The sequence below is a fragment of the Nitratireductor sp. GCM10026969 genome, from assembly GCF_042660605.1.
In the GTDB taxonomy this organism is placed as follows: domain Bacteria; phylum Pseudomonadota; class Alphaproteobacteria; order Rhizobiales; family Rhizobiaceae; genus Chelativorans.
In genome coordinates this window covers 13,941-28,432 of record NZ_JBHSUM010000024.1, presented here as the reverse complement: position 1 = coordinate 28,432, position 14,492 = coordinate 13,941, and the positions used below count along the sequence as shown (strand labels likewise).

Genomic DNA, 14,492 nt, shown 5'->3' with positions numbered 1-14,492 from the left:
GGAACAATTTCCGGCCGCATCGTGTTCGCTGAACGTACAGGTGGCGCCTGCCGGTGCAGAGCGCCGCGCATCGACATACGGGAACCAAAGCGATGAGCCAGGCCAGCACCACCACCGACCATGACACCATCCGAAAATGGGCCGAGATGCGGAACGGCCGCCCTGCGCGCGTGAAGACCACCGAGCCCGGCGGCATTCTGCGCATCGATTTCGGCGAGCCGGAAGAAAGCCTCGAGGAGATCGACTGGGACGAGTTCTTCCGTGTCTTCGAGGACCGGAAGCTTGCCTTCCTCCATCAGGACAAAACGGACAGCGGAGAGACCAGCCGCTTCAACAAATTCGTCGACCGGCAAGCTTCTGAATAGCGCGCGAAATGCGTTGCGAGGCGGCGCGGCAAGCCGCGCCGCCGCGATATCTCCTTACGTTTCAATCCCTTCCGTCCTTCTTCAGCTTCTTCAGCGGGAACAACGTCTCCGGTCCGTGGTTAGGCGGCCGTAACCGTCACAGGAGAACGGCATGCAAATCACGATGATCGGCGCTGGCTATGTGGGCCTGACCACCGGCACCTGCCTGGCCAATATGGGCCATGATGTGTGTTGCTATGACATCGATTCCCGGCGCATCACGCGTCTGGAACGGTTTGACCTTCCCATCTACGAACCGGGTCTCGAGAACGCGATGCGGCGGGCCGTGGACGTCGGCCACCTGCGTTTCTCCTCGAAAATCCGAACCAGCGTCAGCGAGGCCGACGCCGTCTTCATTACCGTCGGCACGCCGTCGGCTCCGACCGGCGGCATTGACTTGACCCATGTCTTCTCGGCGGCCCGACAGATCGCACCGCACCTGAAGCGCGGCGCCGTCATCGTCATCAAGTCCACCGTGGTGGTCGGCACGGCACAGCGCGTCCGGGAGATGATCGCCCGTGAACGCGGCGCCTTCGATATCCGGGTGGCCTCGAATCCGGAATTCCTGCGCGAAGGCTCGGCGATGCGGGATTTCGCCGAGCCCGACCGGATCGTTCTGGGGGCCGATGATGCCCGTTCCAGGCGGCTTCTGCGTTCCATCTACGGTACGTTCGAGAAAATCGGGATCCCCATGGTGGTGACCAGCACGGGCAATGCCGAGCTCATCAAATATGCCGCCAACGCTTTCCTGGCCATGAAAATCGGCTTCATCAACGACGTCGCCGATCTTTGCGAAAAGGCCGGCGGCGACATCGCGGACGTGACGCGCGGCATCGGTCTGGACCATCGCATCGGTGACAGCTTCCTGCAGCCCGGCCCAGGCTTCGGTGGTTCGTGCTTTCCCAAGGACACGCGCGCCTTCGCGGCCACGGGGCGGCAGTATGGCGCGCCGCAGAAGCTGATCGAGACGCTGATCGCCCGAAACGACCAGCGCAAGACGGCGCTCGCCCGGCGTATCGTCAAGGAGGCGCGGCTGGCGCCGGGCAGCAAGGTGACGGTCCTCGGCCTGGCTTTCAAGGCCAACACCGACGACGTGCGCGAAGCCGCTGCCCTCTCCATCATCCCTTTTCTCCGCGAAGCGGGGATGCGCGTCACCGTCCACGATCCCAAGGCCGCGTTCAACGCACGCGCGCATCTGAGCGATGTGACGTGGTCCGATTGTCCCTACAAGGCCTGCAAGGATGCGGCCGCCGTCGTCCTCCTCACCGAATGGGAGGAATATCGGGCACTCGACCTCGCACGGCTCGCCAAGGCACTCTCGGGCGACTTCCTCTTCGACTACCGCAACCTCTTCGAGCCACGCACGGTCGCCCGCCACGGGCTTCGTTATGCAAGCCTCGGCCGGTCGACGGTCTTCACAAGACAGCGTGCCGACGTCTCCTCGCTGGAGACATGGCCGCGCCGGATCGCCGCCCCGGGGCACATCTAACCCCCGACGCGACGAGAATCAGCGTGTTATGCTATGAAAAGGCATGGACCAACTGCTGAACGAGGGAACCGAACACCTTGCGGCTCTGACCGAGGCGGCGCCGGGCTGGCTGGTCTCGCTCGTCATCCTGCTTGTCGCGATTGCGGTCGCGCTCGTGCTGCACCAGGTCCTGCACCGGATTCTCCTGCACCTGGTGCGGCCGTACGAGCTGTTCTGGCACCAGCTCGTTGCGCGCACCAGACGCCCGCTGCGGCTTGCCTTCGTCCTCGGCGGGCTCGCCCTCGGCGCGACTTGGGCGCCGCTGAAGGAAGGAGGCCAGGCGCTGATTCACCACATATTGCTGATCGGCTTCGTCGCCATCCTCATGTGGCTCGCGCAACTGGCGCTCAACACCTTTATGGCGCTGCATCTGCAGCGCTTCGAGCATCAGACCGACGACCCGTTCCTGGCGCGCAGGCACATCACCCAGTCGCGCATTCTGCAACGGATCGCCGGCACGCTGATCATCGTGCTCGGTATCGGTGCGATGCTGATGACCTTCGATACGGTGCGCCAATACGGCATTAGCCTGCTCGCCTCCGCCGGTGCGGCAGGCATCATCGTCGGCCTGGCGCTACAGCCGATGCTGAAAAACCTTTTCGCCGGCATCCAACTCGCCATCACGCAGCCGATCCGCATCAACGACGCACTGATCGTCGAGGGCGAGTTCGGCAATGTGGAGGAGATCACCTCGACCTATGTCGTGGTGCGCGCCTGGGACCGTCGGCGCCTCATCATTCCGCTCAACTACTTCATCGAGCAGCCGTTTCAGAACTGGACGCGCGACGAGACTGCGCTCACCGGCATCGTCCTGCTCTATCTGGACTTTTCCGTGCCGCTCGACATGCTGCGTGAAAAGGCGCGGGAGATCGTCGAGGCCTCGCCGCTCTGGGACGGCGAGGTCTTCGCCCTGCAGGTAACGGACCTGCGCGAAACGTCCATGGAGGTGCGCATCCTGGCGAGTGCCGCGAATTCAGGCAACGCATTCGAACTGCGCTGCAACATCCGTGAACTTCTGGTCGCATTTCTCGTTCAGAACTATCCGCAGGCGCTGCCGCGCGTGCGCGCCGAGACCGAGGGCGGCAAACCCTCAGGCCGGGTCTCGGCCGCACGCCGGCAATTCAACCGAGAGGGAGGCTCGCAATGAACACCGCCAATCTGCAGATGGAAGGCGTTTTGATGGCCATGTCGGCGCTGTGCCGCATCATGCGCGAAAAGGAGATCGCCAGCAGCGAGGAGATCGATACCGCTCTGGCCGAGGCGGAGGCGGTGCTCGCGGCGGACAGGCTACGTCCCGAGAAGATCTCGCATGCCAATGTCGAGGCGGTGCTCTTTCCGCTGCGTTTTCTGCGCGAAGCCAATCGCCGCGAAGCGCCGGGAACAAGCGCGGCCTATACCGAAATCGCGACCCGCGTGGGGCGCCGCCGCGGCGAGACCGCTTGACGCCGGTCAGCCCTTCTTCTTGCGCGAGGGAATCTTTCCCTCGCGCGCCCGGCGTTCGTTGCGCCGCGAGGGCAGTTCGTCCTGCCAGTGATTGATTCCGTCGCCGTGAAGCGAGAGGTCGACGGGCTCGATCTTTTCGCCGCCGCCGACATTGGCGACCTCCGGCACGTCGGCCGCAGTCGGCTGTTCGGCGCGCTCGAGCACCTGGCGGTCGCTTTCCGTCGGCGTGCCGCGCTTCTGCTTCCGGCGGACGTTCCTTTTCGCTCTATCAGGCATAAGCGCTCCCCGAGACCTGTGGCTTTTGCTCAAACCGGAGGCCGAGGCGAATGTTCCCGTGTGGAACGCACGCACCCGCGAACGTGTTGACGCATAAAGGCGAGGAGACGTTCGGTGGCAGACGACGAGAAGAGGCGGCGCGAAGACGGCGGAAACGGCCCGGGGCCGGCCTATCCCGCCCGGTATGTACGGCTGGGCCGCGTCAATCTCGCCAGACCGGGCCGGCGCGCCATCCTGGGTACGGGAGCCCTCCTGCTTCTCGCCCTGCTGTTACTCGCGATCCTCGCAAGCTGAGCCCCCTCTGCCGAATGTCAGGCAGAAAGGAACCAATTCCGCCTCCTCCTGTTCTTCTTCCAAACGGTCGAACATCGGGCACCAGGAATGTCACAAACGCTTCATCGCGCTGCATCCTCCCCTCCTTCCCTCTCCACACGCAAGTCCATGCAAGCCGCCGTCCTGACCGGTCCCGGAAAACTGGAAATCCGCGAGGTGCCCTTGCCGGAGCCGAAGCCGGGAGAGGTCCGCGTACGCCTGAGGGGCTGCGGCGTGTGCGCCTCCAATCTGGAGCCCTGGAGCGGGCCGGACTGGATGGCGTTTCCCACGCGCCCCGGTGACCTGGGGCATGAGGGGTGGGGTGTCGTCGACGCGCTCGGCCCCGGCGTGACCGGCCTGGCACCGGGACAGCCCGTCACGACCCTGTTCTATAACAGCTATGCCGAGTTCGACGTGGGACCGGCCGAGAATGTCGTCCCGCTCCCACCAGCGCTGGAGGACATGCCCTTTCCCGGCGAGCCGCTTGGCTGCGCGATGAACATATTCCGCCGTGCCGGCATTCGGGCGGGGCAGACCGTCGCCATCGTCGGCATCGGCTTCCTGGGTGCCCTCCTCACCCGCCTTGCAAGCGAGACCGGCGCCCGTGTGGTCGCAATCTCAAGGCGCCCCTTCGCGCTGGAACTGGCCCGCCGCATGGGCGCGGCGCGCACGATCACGATGGACGACCATGCAAGGATCGTCGAAAAGGTCGAAGCGCTCACCGGCGGGCGCTTTTGCGAACGCGTTGTGGAGGCGACCGGCAAGGCATGGCCGCTGGCGCTCGCCGGCGAACTGACCGGCGAAGGCGGCCGGCTCGTTATCGCCGGCTATCACCAGGACGGCCCGCGCGAGATCAACATGCAGCTTTGGAACTGGCGCGGCTTCGATGTGATCAACGCCCATGAGCGCGATCCCATGGCCTATATCAGCGGCATGCGCGAGGCCATCGACGCGGTCCTGTCCGGCCGCCTCGAGCCCATGCCGCTGATTACCCACGCCTATCCGCTCGTTCGAACCGACGAGGCGCTGGACGCCACCCGCGACCGCCCGGACGGCTTTCTCAAAGCGGTGGTGAGGATGCCATGACCATCCCGCTTGGCGACCAGGCACGCACAACCGCCTGTAAGCGGCCGCGCCTCGGTTTCCTCGGCGTCGGCTGGATCGGACGGCACCGCATGAAGGCCCTTCTGGACTCCGGGATCGCCGAGGCCGCGGTGATCGCCGAACCCTCGCCCGAATGCCAAGACGAAGCCGCCAAGCTCGCACCGGCGGCGCAGCGCATGGAAACGCTGGAGGACCTGCTCGCCGCCGAGGTGGACGGGATCGTCATCGCCACGCCCAGCGCGAACCATGCTGAGCAGGCGATCGCCGCTCTTGGTCACGGGATTCCGGTCTTCTGCCAGAAGCCGCTCGGCCGGAGTTCAGAAGAAGCGAACGCGGTCATTGCGGCCGCCAGGGCCGCGGACAGGCTCCTCGGCCTCGACCTGTCCTATCGGCATACCGAGGCAATGCGGCGGATTCGGCCGATCGTCGCCGAAGGCGGCATTGGCCGCGTCCATGCCGTCGATCTCGTCTTTCACAACGCCTACGGCCCCGACAAACCCTGGTTCTACGACCCCGCCATCTCCGGCGGCGGCTGTGTAATCGACCTTGGCGTGCACCTGGTGGATTTGGCGCTCTGGACGCTCGACTTCCCCGGGGTCGCAAGGGTCGAAAGCCATCTCTTCAACGCCGGCAAGCCCTTGCCGCCAGATCCCGACATCGTCGAGGACTTCGCCGTCGCCACGCTGACGCTCGAAACCGGCACGGTCGTCCGTCTCACCTGCTCCTGGCGGCTGCACGCCGGCCGGGACGCCATGATCTCGGCCGCCTTCTACGGCACCGAGGGCGGGGCGACGCTCAGCAATGTCGACGGCTCGTTCTATGATTTCGTGGCCGAGCTCTTCAACGGAACCGCGCGCACGCGACTGGCCGCGCCGCCGGACGACTGGGGTGGCCGGGCCGCGGTTGCATGGGCCACGCGCCTTGCCATGAACAATCGCTACGATCCGCAAGCCGAACAGTTTGCTACAGTGGCGGAGATACTCGACCGCATCTACGGGAGAAGGCCACAGGAAAGCTGAGCGCAAGGGAGGCTCACCCATGTCCCATCTGCCCACCGACGAACTCGAAGGCCGGCTCAACGCCCAGCGCGAGACGCTGGCCATCATCGCCGCCCATATCGCCTATCTGGAGACCTGCTGGCGGCACTCGGCAACCGGGATCATCGAGACGCTCGAGGAGCACGTGCAGTTCCAGGATCACCAAGAAGACCCCGGCGCCGTCCCGACCGGCACGGCGCTGGCCATCGAAGGCGGCTCGACGCGCGAATTTCGGCTGATCCTCGAAGAGGTTCGGGCGCGGTTTTCGGAACTGCGCGAGAGCTGACGCCTTTCAGACCTCGTCGAAGCGTCCGCCCTCGCGCGCATTGTTGCGCCGGAAGACCTCTTCCTCCTTCTCGTCCGGCAAGGCCTCGTCGCTTTGCTGATAGGGATTGTCCTTGCCCTCGCCGTAGTGCTCGTCGGTACGCACCCTGCCGGCACGGTCGAAGGGGACCGCCTCGCCTTCGGCGTCTTCGGGTGTGAACTCGACGCCTTTCACCTCGTCCCAGTCCTGCCCCGCCCGTTCAGGCGCCTCCTCGGAGACGTCCTCGGGCGGATGCTTCTTGTTCTTCTCTTTGCTCATCCCGATGCTCCCTTGTGTTGGCAAGGCGAGGCCGCGCTCACGGCTGCGCCTCGCTGTCGCCCGTCTGGGTGTGACGCCCGCCGGGTCGCGAGATGCCGGTCAGCGCTTCGCCGGACGGGCGCAGTCCTTCGGTGATGGCCATGTCGCCAAGCGACAGGATTCCCACCAGGCGCTTGTCGCGGTTGACGACGGGGATGCGCCGGATCTGCTGGTCCGCCATGTTGCGGGCGATGTGATCGGTGTCCTCGTCCTCGAAGCAGTATTTGACGTCGCGTGTCATCACGTCGCCGACAAGCGCGGTCGGCCCCTGGCCCTGTGCCACCGCGCGGATGGCGATATCGCGGTCGGTGATCATGCCGACCAGCCGATCGTTGTCGCCCACCGGAAGTGCGCCCACGTCCATTTCGGCCATGACCCTGGCGGCTTCCTGGATCGTCTCGTCGGGATTGGCCACGCGCACGTCGCGCGTCATCTCCTCGCTGACTTTCATGGCTGAACTCCTTTGCCGGATTTGCCTGGCTCGATGCGTGCAAGCTCACCGAATCAAACGGGACCTCGCCGCCGAATGTTCCGGGGGTGCACGGATTTTCCCGTGTTTCCGCCGCCCACCGGGCTTGGAACAATCGACGCCGGCCTCCGGTTGGATTGGCTGAAGAAAACGGCTTTCATCAAACCCGCGAAGAGGAACGGAACCATGACCGCGACCGGGCTCGACGTCATCGACAGGACGCTGCAGACCACGAATATCTGGCTGGATGAGATCATGGACGAACTGGGGCCCGACCGTCAGTTCGCCTGGCATGTGCTGGGCGCCGTGTTGCGCGGCCTTCGCGACCGGCTTTCGCCGGAACTCGCCGCTCACCTCGGAGCCCAACTGCCGCTCCTCGTGCGCGGCACCTATTACGACCGCTATCAGCCGTCGAAAACACCGGAAAAGGTGCGTTCGCTCGACGAGTTCCTGTCCGGGATCGCCGACGAGCTTTCAACGACGCGGCCCGTGGGCGCCGAAGACGCGTTCCGTGTCGTCTGCCGCGTGCTCGACCGCCACATCGAAGGCGGCCAGGCTCAGAAGGTATGGCAGGCCTTGCCCGAGGACATCCGGCGCGTGGCCAACCCGTCCTGAGGTCGCCGACGGACTCTAACCCAGCTCACGCACCATCTCCGCTTCCCGTTCCAGGACAGCGGCCACTTCCTCACGCGTCAGATGCGTCAGCATGAGGCTGATGCAACACTCCAGATAGGTAAGCGACGACCGGCGCAGAAACTCTCTCGTCTGTTCCCGTGACAATCGGTCGATCTTGCTTTCCCGCTTCGACATCATCGTAACTCTTTGGTACCGGAGGACGGCCATGGCCGTCATTCCCGCACCCAATCGCCAAGGCCCGCCGAGGTTCCCTGCCGGACCGGTCTTTCATCGCCCTTGCGCGCAGGAAGACAGGGCCACCATGGCGATCCCCGACCACGCGATGCCGAAAAGCGACAGGAGGCAGAGGATCCGGGAGATTGCATCATAGACCCGTCGGTCGTCCGTCTCGTCGCCGATCCCGAACAAGCGGCCGGTGCGGCGCTGCAGGAGGACGGCGAGCGCCAGCGGCACGAAGGCCACCGCCGTTGCGGCCAGAAGGATCGTTGTGGAGACCGATGGCGCGCCGCCGAGCGCGCAGACGAGCGTGTGCGCGCCATAGACGACGAGAAGGTGCAGTCCCCATACCAGCGGCCCCAGCATCAAATAAGCGAGCATCACGACCACGGAGGGCTCGCGTTCTGCATGGTGCAGTTCCGCCATCCCTGCCTCCTCAATATGCGATGCGCGGAAAGCCGTGGATGACCACGAGTCCGAGCAGGATCTGTGCCGCCGCGTAATAGTAGAGCAGCGCCGCGTTGTCGAAGCTGAGGCGGCGCACATTGTCGAGCTTGCCGGCAACGTAACGCGCGATGGCGAAACCGGCCAAAACGACGCATGCGAGGCCCACCTGCAGATTGAGGAAGCTCGCCATATAGACCATCGCCCCATAGGCGTTCGCCGTGGGGCGCAGCCCCGTCGTCCAGTGCCCCCAGGCTTCCAGCGCTACGGCGGAAGCAAGGCATACGGCGCCGATGGCGATGAACACCGGCGCCAGCACACGCCGGGTGCCCGGGGCCGGCAGAAGGCGCCCGCCCGCGAACATCGAAGCCGCGCCGCCGACGACCAGCAGCGCCGAGGCGAATGGCAGCAGAGGCTGCGGCAAGGCGGGAGAGCCCTCAGGGGCCCAGATGTCGGGCGAAACGACCCAGAGATAGAAATAGGAGAAGACATAGGCGATGTAGAGCGAGGAAGCGACGATGATGAGGACGAACATCGCCCACCAGGAATGTGACGTCGGACCGGTCATATAGGTCGGCACCTTGATGCCGGCGCCGATATCCACCGGCCCCGTGCCCGGTCCGTGATCGAGCCCCCATGCCCAGACGATGCAGGAAGCGACCGAAATGACGCCGCATATGAGGGCCGGCACCACCAGCTTGACCGTCAGAAGCAGGAAGAAGCCGGCCATGAAAACCGCAGCCACCATCTGCGGCCAGCCGGGCCCCGGCATGCGAATGATGTATTGCGGCCGGGCGTCGATCGGGCTGGTGACGATGGTCTCCCGCCCGCCCGTGGGCGCCCCCGGCAGAAAGTGCCGTCCCTCCTCGACCTCGCGGGTGAGGTTCGGCTGGTCCCACAGCGGCTCCCGACTGGTGACGTAAGGGATGCTGCGCGTGGAATAAACGCCGCCCGGCAGCCATTCGAGCGTGCCCGCATCCCACGGATTGCCCTTCCCCCCGGCAGCGGACGGCCGGAAGTGCAGGACGAGGTCGATCACGAACACGAGGACGCCCACCGCCAGCATATAGGCTCCCACGGTCGAGATCATGTTGAGCCCGTTCCAGCCGAGATCGTCCGGATAGGTCCAGACGCGGCGCGGCATGCCGATCAGACCGGTCAGGTGCATGGGGAAGAAGGAGACGTTGAAGCCGAGAAACATCAGCCAGAAGACCCAGCGCCCCAACCGCTCGGACAGCATGGTGCTGCTCGCCATCGGCGCCCAGTAGTAGAAGGTCGCAAAGAGCGGGAAAACCATGCCGCCGACGAGGACATAGTGGAAGTGCGCGACCACGAAATAGGTGTCGTGTACCTGCCAGTCGACGGGGACCAGCGCCACCATTACGCCCGTCAGCCCGCCCACGGTGAAAATAAAGAGGAAGCCGAGCACGAAGAGCGACGGCGTGTTAATGCGGAAACGCTCCTTGCCGGCGGCAATGGTGGCGATCCAGGAAAAGACCTGGATGCCCGAGGGAATGGCGACGGCCATGCTGGCGGCCGAGAAGAATCCCAGACTGAGGGAGGGAATGCCCGTCGCGAACATGTGATGCACCCACAGCCCGAAGGAGAAGAAGGCCGTCCCGATGAGGGCGACCACGATCAGCCGGTAGCCGACCAGCGGATGCCGCGCCATGGTCGGCACGATCATCGAGACAAGTCCCGCCGCCGGCAAGAAGATGATGTAGACCTCCGGGTGGCCGAAGAACCAGAAGAGATGCTGCCACAGGAGCGGGTCGCCGCCCTTGTCGGCGGTGAAGAACGGCCAGCCGAATGCGCGCTCGATCTCCAGAAGCATGGTGGCGAGGATGACGGCCGGGAAGGCGACAATGATCATCGCCGCGAAGACCAGCATCGACCATGCGAAGATGGGCATTCTGGCCAGCGACATGCCCGGCGGGCGGGTGCGCAGCGCCCCGACGATGATCTCGATCGCCCCGGCGATGGCGGAAATCTCGATGAAGCCAATGCCGAGCAGCCAGAAATCGGCGTTGTTTTCAGGCGAGAATTCGAGCAGCGTCAGCGGCGGATACATGAACCAGCCGCCCTTCGGGGCAAGGTCGAAGAAGACCGTGAGGAAGAACACCGTGCCGCCGACGAAATAGGCCCAGATGGCGAAGGCCGAAAGCCGCGGGAAGGGAAGGTCGCGCGCCGCCAGCATCTGCGGCAGGAGGAGGACGCCCAGCGCCTCCACCGCCGGCACCGCGAAGAGGAACATCATGGTGGTGCCGTGGACGGTGAAGATCTGGTTGTAGAGGTCCTGGCTCAGAAAGTCGTTCTCCGGCACGGCAAGCTGCGTGCGCATGAGAAGCGCCAGGACGCCGGCGGCGAGGAAAAAGACGAAGGCGCCGCCGACATAGGCGATACCGACCACCGTATTGTTGACTGCCGTGACGATACGGAAGCCCTTGGGCGTCGCCCAGACGCGCTCGAGCTCCTCCAGTTCGCCCTCGGGCCTCGGTGCCTCGTTCGGCAGCTTGGTTTCCTGCTCCATGCACCTACTCCAGGCTTTCCAGATAGGCTGCGAGCGCCGACAACTCCTCCTGCGAAAACTGTTCGAAGGGCGGCATCAGGTTCTCCGGCTTGATTTGCTGGTTGTCGGCGATCCAGCGCGCAAAGGCCTCGCGGTCGTTCGGCAACGCCGCCGCCGCCAGCGAGAGGCGGCCGCCGACATGGGTGAGATCCGGACCGATCTCACCCCTGGCTCCGATGCCCCTGACGCGATGGCAGGCACCGCAGCCGTTCTCGAGGAAAAGCGTGCGCCCACGCTCCTGCTGTTCCGTCTGCGGTTCGCGCGCCGGCTCCGCCTCTTGTGTCAGCCAGGCATCGTATTCGTCTTCCGGCATCGCCACCACGTAGAGCGCCATGAGCGCGTGTGCCCCGCCGCAATATTCGGCGCACTGGGCGCGGCTGACCCCGGGCTCGCTCACCTCCACCACGAGTTCGTTGGTGCGCCCGGGGATCATGTCGAGCTTGCCGGCGAGCTTCGGCGCCCAGAAGCTGTGGATGACGTTGTCGGATTCAAGCTGCAGGCGCACCGGGCGCCCGACCGGCAGGCGCAATTCATTGGCGCTCACCACTTCCTCGCCGTCGGCCGTGGCGTAGGTGACTTCCCACCACCAGCGTTTGCCGACGATGGTCACCATGTCCGCGTCCGCTGCCTGGCTGCGCACCATTCCCGCCTGCATGACGACGAGTGCATAGACGAAAAGGCCGGTGAGCACCGTCACCGGAAAGACGATGCCGCCGCCGATCACCACCCAGTCGCTCGCCAGGCGTGAGCGCCAGCGTGCCGGTCCGTAAAGGGCGATCGCCACCAGCACGAGGACGATGAAGGTCACGACGACGCCAACCCAGGTAGCGGTCCACAACAGCGGATCGATTTGCAAGGCCTCCACGCCGCTCGGCGACAGCACGGACTGTACTCCGGCGCATCCGGCTGTCGCCGCAACGGGTGCATGAACCATGATGCGAAGGAGCAACCGTGCGGCCTGCCTCATCGCGCAGCCTCCCTGGCCGACGTTTCCGCCGCGCCGCCCGATGTACCGAGGGATGCGAAATAGGCGGCGACGTCCTCAATCTGCTGTTGGCTCAATCTGTCAGCGACGGGTGCCATGATGTCCGCATAGACGGTGCCCGAACGGACTCCGCTGCTGAAAAGTGAAAGCTGCGTCGCGATATATTCCGCCGGGAGCCCGTCGAGCCGCGGAAACTGCCCGGAGGTCGCGGTGCTGTGACAGGAGAGGCACGCGGGAACGTTGCCCTCTGGCGCGCCGCGCAACGCTATTGTCTGGCCGCGGCGCACCGCCTCCGGATCCAATGCACCGGGTGACAGTATTGGTTCGCTCTCACGCTCGGCATAGCGGCGGGCCAGCGCTTCCATCTGTCCTTCTCCGAGCTCGGACGCCACGGTTTCCATGATTCCGCTCTGGCGCCGATTTTGCGAATATTCAACGAGCGCACGCTCCATGTACTCGGGCTTCTGTCCCGAGAGCCGCGCTGCAAGCGGGTGGACCGGCGCCGCACCCGGTGCGCCGTGGCAGGTGTCGCACATGGCGGCCACATCCGCCGTCTCGAGATCCTGGCCGAACTCGAAACGGGTGGCGCCGGCAATCTCTTGCGTATCCAGGCCCGTCATTTCCGCATAGGTCTCGGCATCCATTTCCGGCAGACGCTCCAGGAACGCGACCAGCGCCCAGACCTCCTCGACGCGCTCTCGCCCCGGCCAGGCAGGCATGCCGGTGAATTTCAGCCCGTTGTCGACGATCCAGAAGAGCTCCTTGGTTTCCCAGTGCTCGACCGCCCGCGACAAGGGTGGAGGAGCTGGATACATCTCCGCGGCAACCGGGTTCTGCGTTGCGGCCGGCGAGGCGTGGCACGGTGCACAGCCCAGCGCGAAATGCCGCGCACCAAGCCGCGCCAGAGCTTCTTCGGAGAGATCGGGCGGGTCGCCGACGCCGAAGCTGTGGGTCTCCACCGACCGGCGCAGCGTGAGCCGGATCACGGCATTGGTGGCATCGAAATGGCGCACCGCCGCGCCGACATTGTAGACGCCCGAAAGGACAAAGATCCCGCCCAGGAGGAGACCGCCGACGACAGCAATAACGACGCCGAAAAGCAGCGCTTCCCAGCCCGGCAGCGAGATCCAGCGCATCTCAGCGGCTTTCTTCCGGCAAATAGGTTGGCGACCGGCGTTCGATGTCGCGGATCCAGCGCGCGGCGATCACCACGCCGGCAAGGACATAGGTGAGTGGACAGGCGATCAGCATCAAAAGTCCGGCAAGCTGCTGGTCGGGCAGCAACGCGGCAGCGGAAACGGGCCCGCCCATGTGGATTTCGGCGGCCCGCGAATAAAGAACGCGCGGTGCGAAGGTGAGCAGCGCACCCAACAGGCAGAACAGCTTGCCCGTGATGGCCAGCGCCCCCAGCGCCCGCCAGCGTGCCTCCTCCGCTTCCTCAAGGACGGCGCGCCAGAACCAGAGTGCGGAAAGTACAAGCGTGCCGTGCATCAGCATTGTGCCGCCTGGCGTGCCGAGCGCAAACGCCATCGGTGCGGGAAGATGCCACGCCCACAAAAGCGTGATCTGGACGAGCGCCGCCGGCCCGATCCAACACGCATAGCCTGGCGCAGGCCCGCTGCCTCTCCACAGGCGCCACGCGAGCACCGCGAGCGGCGCCCCGACGTTCATCGCCAGGATATGCGTAACCATGTGCTCGGTTAAAAAGCCGGCAGCTTCCATCATGTCGCCTGAACCAGAAAACCGCTAAGTTGTTCCGCCCGCCGCCTCATTCCGCGGCTGTTTTCATTGATGATTCGCCGCCTGCCGCCACGCTGGCACCTACCTGGTCGCGCATCTGCTTCTCGATGCGGCGGCGCTCCGCCTTGGAGCGGACCTGGTGCGTGGTGACGCTTTCCGACCGCAATATGCGCCGCCCCGCCCTCTCCACGATCTCGTAGTTGCGTTGGGCGGCGACGGGCCTGTCCTCCGATCCGTAAGTCGCCACGATCGTCAGCGTCAGCGCGCGGACAGAGGCGATATCCCTGCCCGTCTGGCCAAGGCTGTGCTCGATGATCTTGTGGTAAGGACCGAGCTCAACGGACCGGCCGCTGTTCAACGGCCCCTGATAGCCGTCCACCTCGGACTGACCTTCCGGCTCCACCCGTCCGCCCCAATCGGTGATGGAACAGACGATCGTATCGTCGGGGTCGTCACACTTCAGTTCCGCGATCACGCCCTCGATATAGATCGCCTCCGTACTCATGTTCGTCACGACGCATTGCGTGCCGAGGCTGTGGCCGTTGGCGCGGTTGATGAGAATCTTCGCGTGCCGCGCTCGCCGATACCCGTTGAGCAGCAATTGGAAATAGAGCGCCCAGACCACGAGCATGAGCCCGTTGAGAACGACATTGATCGGTTCGTTCTGCTGGCTGATCCAGTTCCACATGTCGTACCCGCCTCTCCCT

19 protein-coding genes are annotated in these 14,492 nt (G+C 65.1%); 9 read left to right on the top strand and 10 right to left on the bottom strand.

Annotated features, from left to right (window positions below):
- The first annotated feature begins 92 nt into the window (after positions 1-92).
- The 4 genes from ACFP9U_RS08055 (at position 93) to ACFP9U_RS08040 (ending at position 3,375) form a co-directional block, all read left to right on the top strand.
- Positions 93-365, top strand: coding sequence for a hypothetical protein (locus ACFP9U_RS08055; protein WP_378620430.1), 273 nt, complete (start codon positions 93-95; stop codon positions 363-365).
- A 151-nt stretch (positions 366-516) separates the two neighbouring features.
- Positions 517-1,893: a UDP-glucose dehydrogenase family protein gene (locus ACFP9U_RS08050; protein WP_378620429.1), complete on the top strand. Its 1,377-nt coding sequence runs from the start codon at positions 517-519 to the stop codon at positions 1,891-1,893.
- Between the two features lie 43 nt (positions 1,894-1,936).
- Positions 1,937-3,079 carry a mechanosensitive ion channel family protein gene (locus tag ACFP9U_RS08045; RefSeq protein ID WP_378620426.1) on the top strand — a complete coding sequence of 381 codons (1,143 nt, stop codon included), beginning with the start codon at positions 1,937-1,939 and terminating at the stop codon, positions 3,077-3,079.
- Positions 3,076-3,375, top strand: a complete 300-nt coding sequence (locus ACFP9U_RS08040) for a hypothetical protein (protein ID WP_322452892.1) — start codon at positions 3,076-3,078, stop codon at positions 3,373-3,375. The genes ACFP9U_RS08045 and ACFP9U_RS08040 overlap by 4 nt, the downstream gene beginning before the upstream one ends.
- A gap of 6 nt (positions 3,376-3,381) precedes the next feature.
- Here the strand turns inward: ACFP9U_RS08040 and ACFP9U_RS08035 are convergent, their stop codons facing one another.
- Complete coding sequence (locus ACFP9U_RS08035) at positions 3,382-3,651, bottom strand: hypothetical protein (protein ID WP_378620425.1); 270 nt, start codon at positions 3,649-3,651, stop codon at positions 3,382-3,384.
- A gap of 114 nt (positions 3,652-3,765) precedes the next feature.
- On the opposite strand from ACFP9U_RS08035, the gene ACFP9U_RS08030 reads away from it, so the two are divergent.
- The 4 genes from ACFP9U_RS08030 (at position 3,766) to ACFP9U_RS08015 (ending at position 6,390) form a co-directional block, all read left to right on the top strand.
- Positions 3,766-3,945 carry a hypothetical protein gene (locus ACFP9U_RS08030; RefSeq protein WP_378620423.1) on the top strand — a complete coding sequence of 60 codons (180 nt, stop codon included), beginning with the start codon at positions 3,766-3,768 and terminating at the stop codon, positions 3,943-3,945.
- Between the two features lie 147 nt (positions 3,946-4,092).
- The gene (locus ACFP9U_RS08025) at positions 4,093-5,049 is read left to right on the top strand and encodes an MDR/zinc-dependent alcohol dehydrogenase-like family protein (protein WP_378620422.1); all 957 of its coding nucleotides are present in this window, start codon (positions 4,093-4,095) and stop codon (positions 5,047-5,049) included.
- Positions 5,046-6,086: a Gfo/Idh/MocA family protein gene (locus tag ACFP9U_RS08020; RefSeq protein WP_378620420.1), complete on the top strand. Its 1,041-nt coding sequence runs from the start codon at positions 5,046-5,048 to the stop codon at positions 6,084-6,086. Before ACFP9U_RS08025 ends, ACFP9U_RS08020 begins: the two co-directional genes overlap by 4 nt.
- Positions 6,087-6,105: 19 nt before the next feature.
- Entirely contained in the window at positions 6,106-6,390 is a 285-nt protein-coding gene (locus ACFP9U_RS08015) for a hypothetical protein (RefSeq protein WP_378620419.1), read from the top strand.
- Between the two features lie 6 nt (positions 6,391-6,396).
- On the opposite strand, the gene ACFP9U_RS08010 is transcribed toward ACFP9U_RS08015, so the two are convergent.
- Both ACFP9U_RS08010 and ACFP9U_RS08005 read right to left on the bottom strand, forming a co-directional pair.
- Positions 6,397-6,687 carry a hypothetical protein gene (locus ACFP9U_RS08010; RefSeq protein ID WP_378620417.1) on the bottom strand — a complete coding sequence of 97 codons (291 nt, stop codon included), beginning with the start codon at positions 6,685-6,687 and terminating at the stop codon, positions 6,397-6,399.
- 37 nt (positions 6,688-6,724) lie between these two features.
- A complete protein-coding gene (locus tag ACFP9U_RS08005; protein WP_378620416.1) occupies positions 6,725-7,177 on the bottom strand; it encodes a CBS domain-containing protein in 453 nt (150 codons plus the stop codon).
- 204 nt (positions 7,178-7,381) lie between these two features.
- Between ACFP9U_RS08005 and ACFP9U_RS08000 the strand changes: the two genes are divergently transcribed.
- Positions 7,382-7,810 (top strand): DUF2267 domain-containing protein, encoded by a 429-nt coding sequence (locus ACFP9U_RS08000; protein ID WP_378620414.1) that lies wholly within the window; start codon positions 7,382-7,384, stop codon positions 7,808-7,810.
- A gap of 15 nt (positions 7,811-7,825) precedes the next feature.
- Here the strand turns inward: ACFP9U_RS08000 and ACFP9U_RS07995 are convergent, their stop codons facing one another.
- From ACFP9U_RS07995 to ACFP9U_RS07965, 7 genes are all read right to left on the bottom strand, one after another.
- Positions 7,826-8,005 carry a hypothetical protein gene (locus ACFP9U_RS07995; RefSeq protein WP_378620413.1) on the bottom strand — a complete coding sequence of 60 codons (180 nt, stop codon included), beginning with the start codon at positions 8,003-8,005 and terminating at the stop codon, positions 7,826-7,828.
- Positions 8,006-8,098: 93 nt separating this feature from the next.
- On the bottom strand, positions 8,099-8,473 hold the full coding sequence (locus tag ACFP9U_RS07990) for a hypothetical protein (RefSeq protein ID WP_378620411.1): 375 nt from the start codon (positions 8,471-8,473) through the stop codon (positions 8,099-8,101).
- Between the two features lie 10 nt (positions 8,474-8,483).
- A complete protein-coding gene (ctaD, locus tag ACFP9U_RS07985; RefSeq protein WP_378620410.1) occupies positions 8,484-11,021 on the bottom strand; it encodes a cytochrome c oxidase subunit I in 2,538 nt (845 codons plus the stop codon).
- Between the two features lie 4 nt (positions 11,022-11,025).
- Positions 11,026-12,027 (bottom strand): cytochrome c oxidase subunit II, encoded by a 1,002-nt coding sequence (coxB, locus tag ACFP9U_RS07980; protein WP_378620408.1) that lies wholly within the window; start codon positions 12,025-12,027, stop codon positions 11,026-11,028.
- A complete protein-coding gene (locus ACFP9U_RS07975) occupies positions 12,024-13,181 on the bottom strand; it encodes a c-type cytochrome (RefSeq protein WP_378620406.1) in 1,158 nt (385 codons plus the stop codon). The genes coxB and ACFP9U_RS07975 overlap by 4 nt, the downstream gene beginning before the upstream one ends.
- Position 13,182: 1 nt before the next feature.
- On the bottom strand, positions 13,183-13,770 hold the full coding sequence (locus ACFP9U_RS07970) for a cytochrome c oxidase assembly protein (protein ID WP_378620405.1): 588 nt from the start codon (positions 13,768-13,770) through the stop codon (positions 13,183-13,185).
- Positions 13,771-13,813: 43 nt separating this feature from the next.
- Entirely contained in the window at positions 13,814-14,473 is a 660-nt protein-coding gene (locus ACFP9U_RS07965) for a hypothetical protein (protein ID WP_378620403.1), read from the bottom strand.
- Positions 14,474-14,492 lie beyond the last annotated feature (19 nt).

Bases quoted from the DNA above. Each gene is read 5' to 3' on its own strand.
- ACFP9U_RS08035 (WP_378620425.1), bottom strand. From the start codon at position 3,651: ATGCCTGATAGAGCGAAAAGGAACGTCCGCCGGAAGCAGAAGCGCGGC.
- ACFP9U_RS07990 (WP_378620411.1), bottom strand. From the start codon at position 8,473: ATGGCGGAACTGCACCATGCAGAACGCGAGCCCTCCGTGGTCGTGATG.
- ACFP9U_RS07965 (WP_378620403.1), bottom strand. From the start codon at position 14,473: ATGTGGAACTGGATCAGCCAGCAGAACGAACCGATCAATGTCGTTCTC.
- ACFP9U_RS08000 (WP_378620414.1), top strand. From the start codon at position 7,382: ATGACCGCGACCGGGCTCGACGTCATCGACAGGACGCTGCAGACCACG.
- ACFP9U_RS08045 (WP_378620426.1), top strand. From the start codon at position 1,937: ATGGACCAACTGCTGAACGAGGGAACCGAACACCTTGCGGCTCTGACC.
- ctaD (WP_378620410.1), bottom strand. From the start codon at position 11,021: ATGGAGCAGGAAACCAAGCTGCCGAACGAGGCACCGAGGCCCGAGGGC.
- coxB (WP_378620408.1), bottom strand. From the start codon at position 12,027: ATGAGGCAGGCCGCACGGTTGCTCCTTCGCATCATGGTTCATGCACCC.
- ACFP9U_RS07970 (WP_378620405.1), bottom strand. From the start codon at position 13,770: ATGATGGAAGCTGCCGGCTTTTTAACCGAGCACATGGTTACGCATATC.
- ACFP9U_RS07995 (WP_378620413.1), bottom strand. From the start codon at position 8,005: ATGTCGAAGCGGGAAAGCAAGATCGACCGATTGTCACGGGAACAGACG.
- ACFP9U_RS08055 (WP_378620430.1), top strand. From the start codon at position 93: ATGAGCCAGGCCAGCACCACCACCGACCATGACACCATCCGAAAATGG.
- ACFP9U_RS08050 (WP_378620429.1), top strand. From the start codon at position 517: ATGCAAATCACGATGATCGGCGCTGGCTATGTGGGCCTGACCACCGGC.
- ACFP9U_RS08020 (WP_378620420.1), top strand. From the start codon at position 5,046: ATGACCATCCCGCTTGGCGACCAGGCACGCACAACCGCCTGTAAGCGG.
- ACFP9U_RS08010 (WP_378620417.1), bottom strand. From the start codon at position 6,687: ATGAGCAAAGAGAAGAACAAGAAGCATCCGCCCGAGGACGTCTCCGAG.
- ACFP9U_RS08015 (WP_378620419.1), top strand. From the start codon at position 6,106: ATGTCCCATCTGCCCACCGACGAACTCGAAGGCCGGCTCAACGCCCAG.
- ACFP9U_RS07975 (WP_378620406.1), bottom strand. From the start codon at position 13,181: ATGCGCTGGATCTCGCTGCCGGGCTGGGAAGCGCTGCTTTTCGGCGTC.
- ACFP9U_RS08040 (WP_322452892.1), top strand. From the start codon at position 3,076: ATGAACACCGCCAATCTGCAGATGGAAGGCGTTTTGATGGCCATGTCG.
- ACFP9U_RS08025 (WP_378620422.1), top strand. From the start codon at position 4,093: ATGCAAGCCGCCGTCCTGACCGGTCCCGGAAAACTGGAAATCCGCGAG.
- ACFP9U_RS08005 (WP_378620416.1), bottom strand. From the start codon at position 7,177: ATGAAAGTCAGCGAGGAGATGACGCGCGACGTGCGCGTGGCCAATCCC.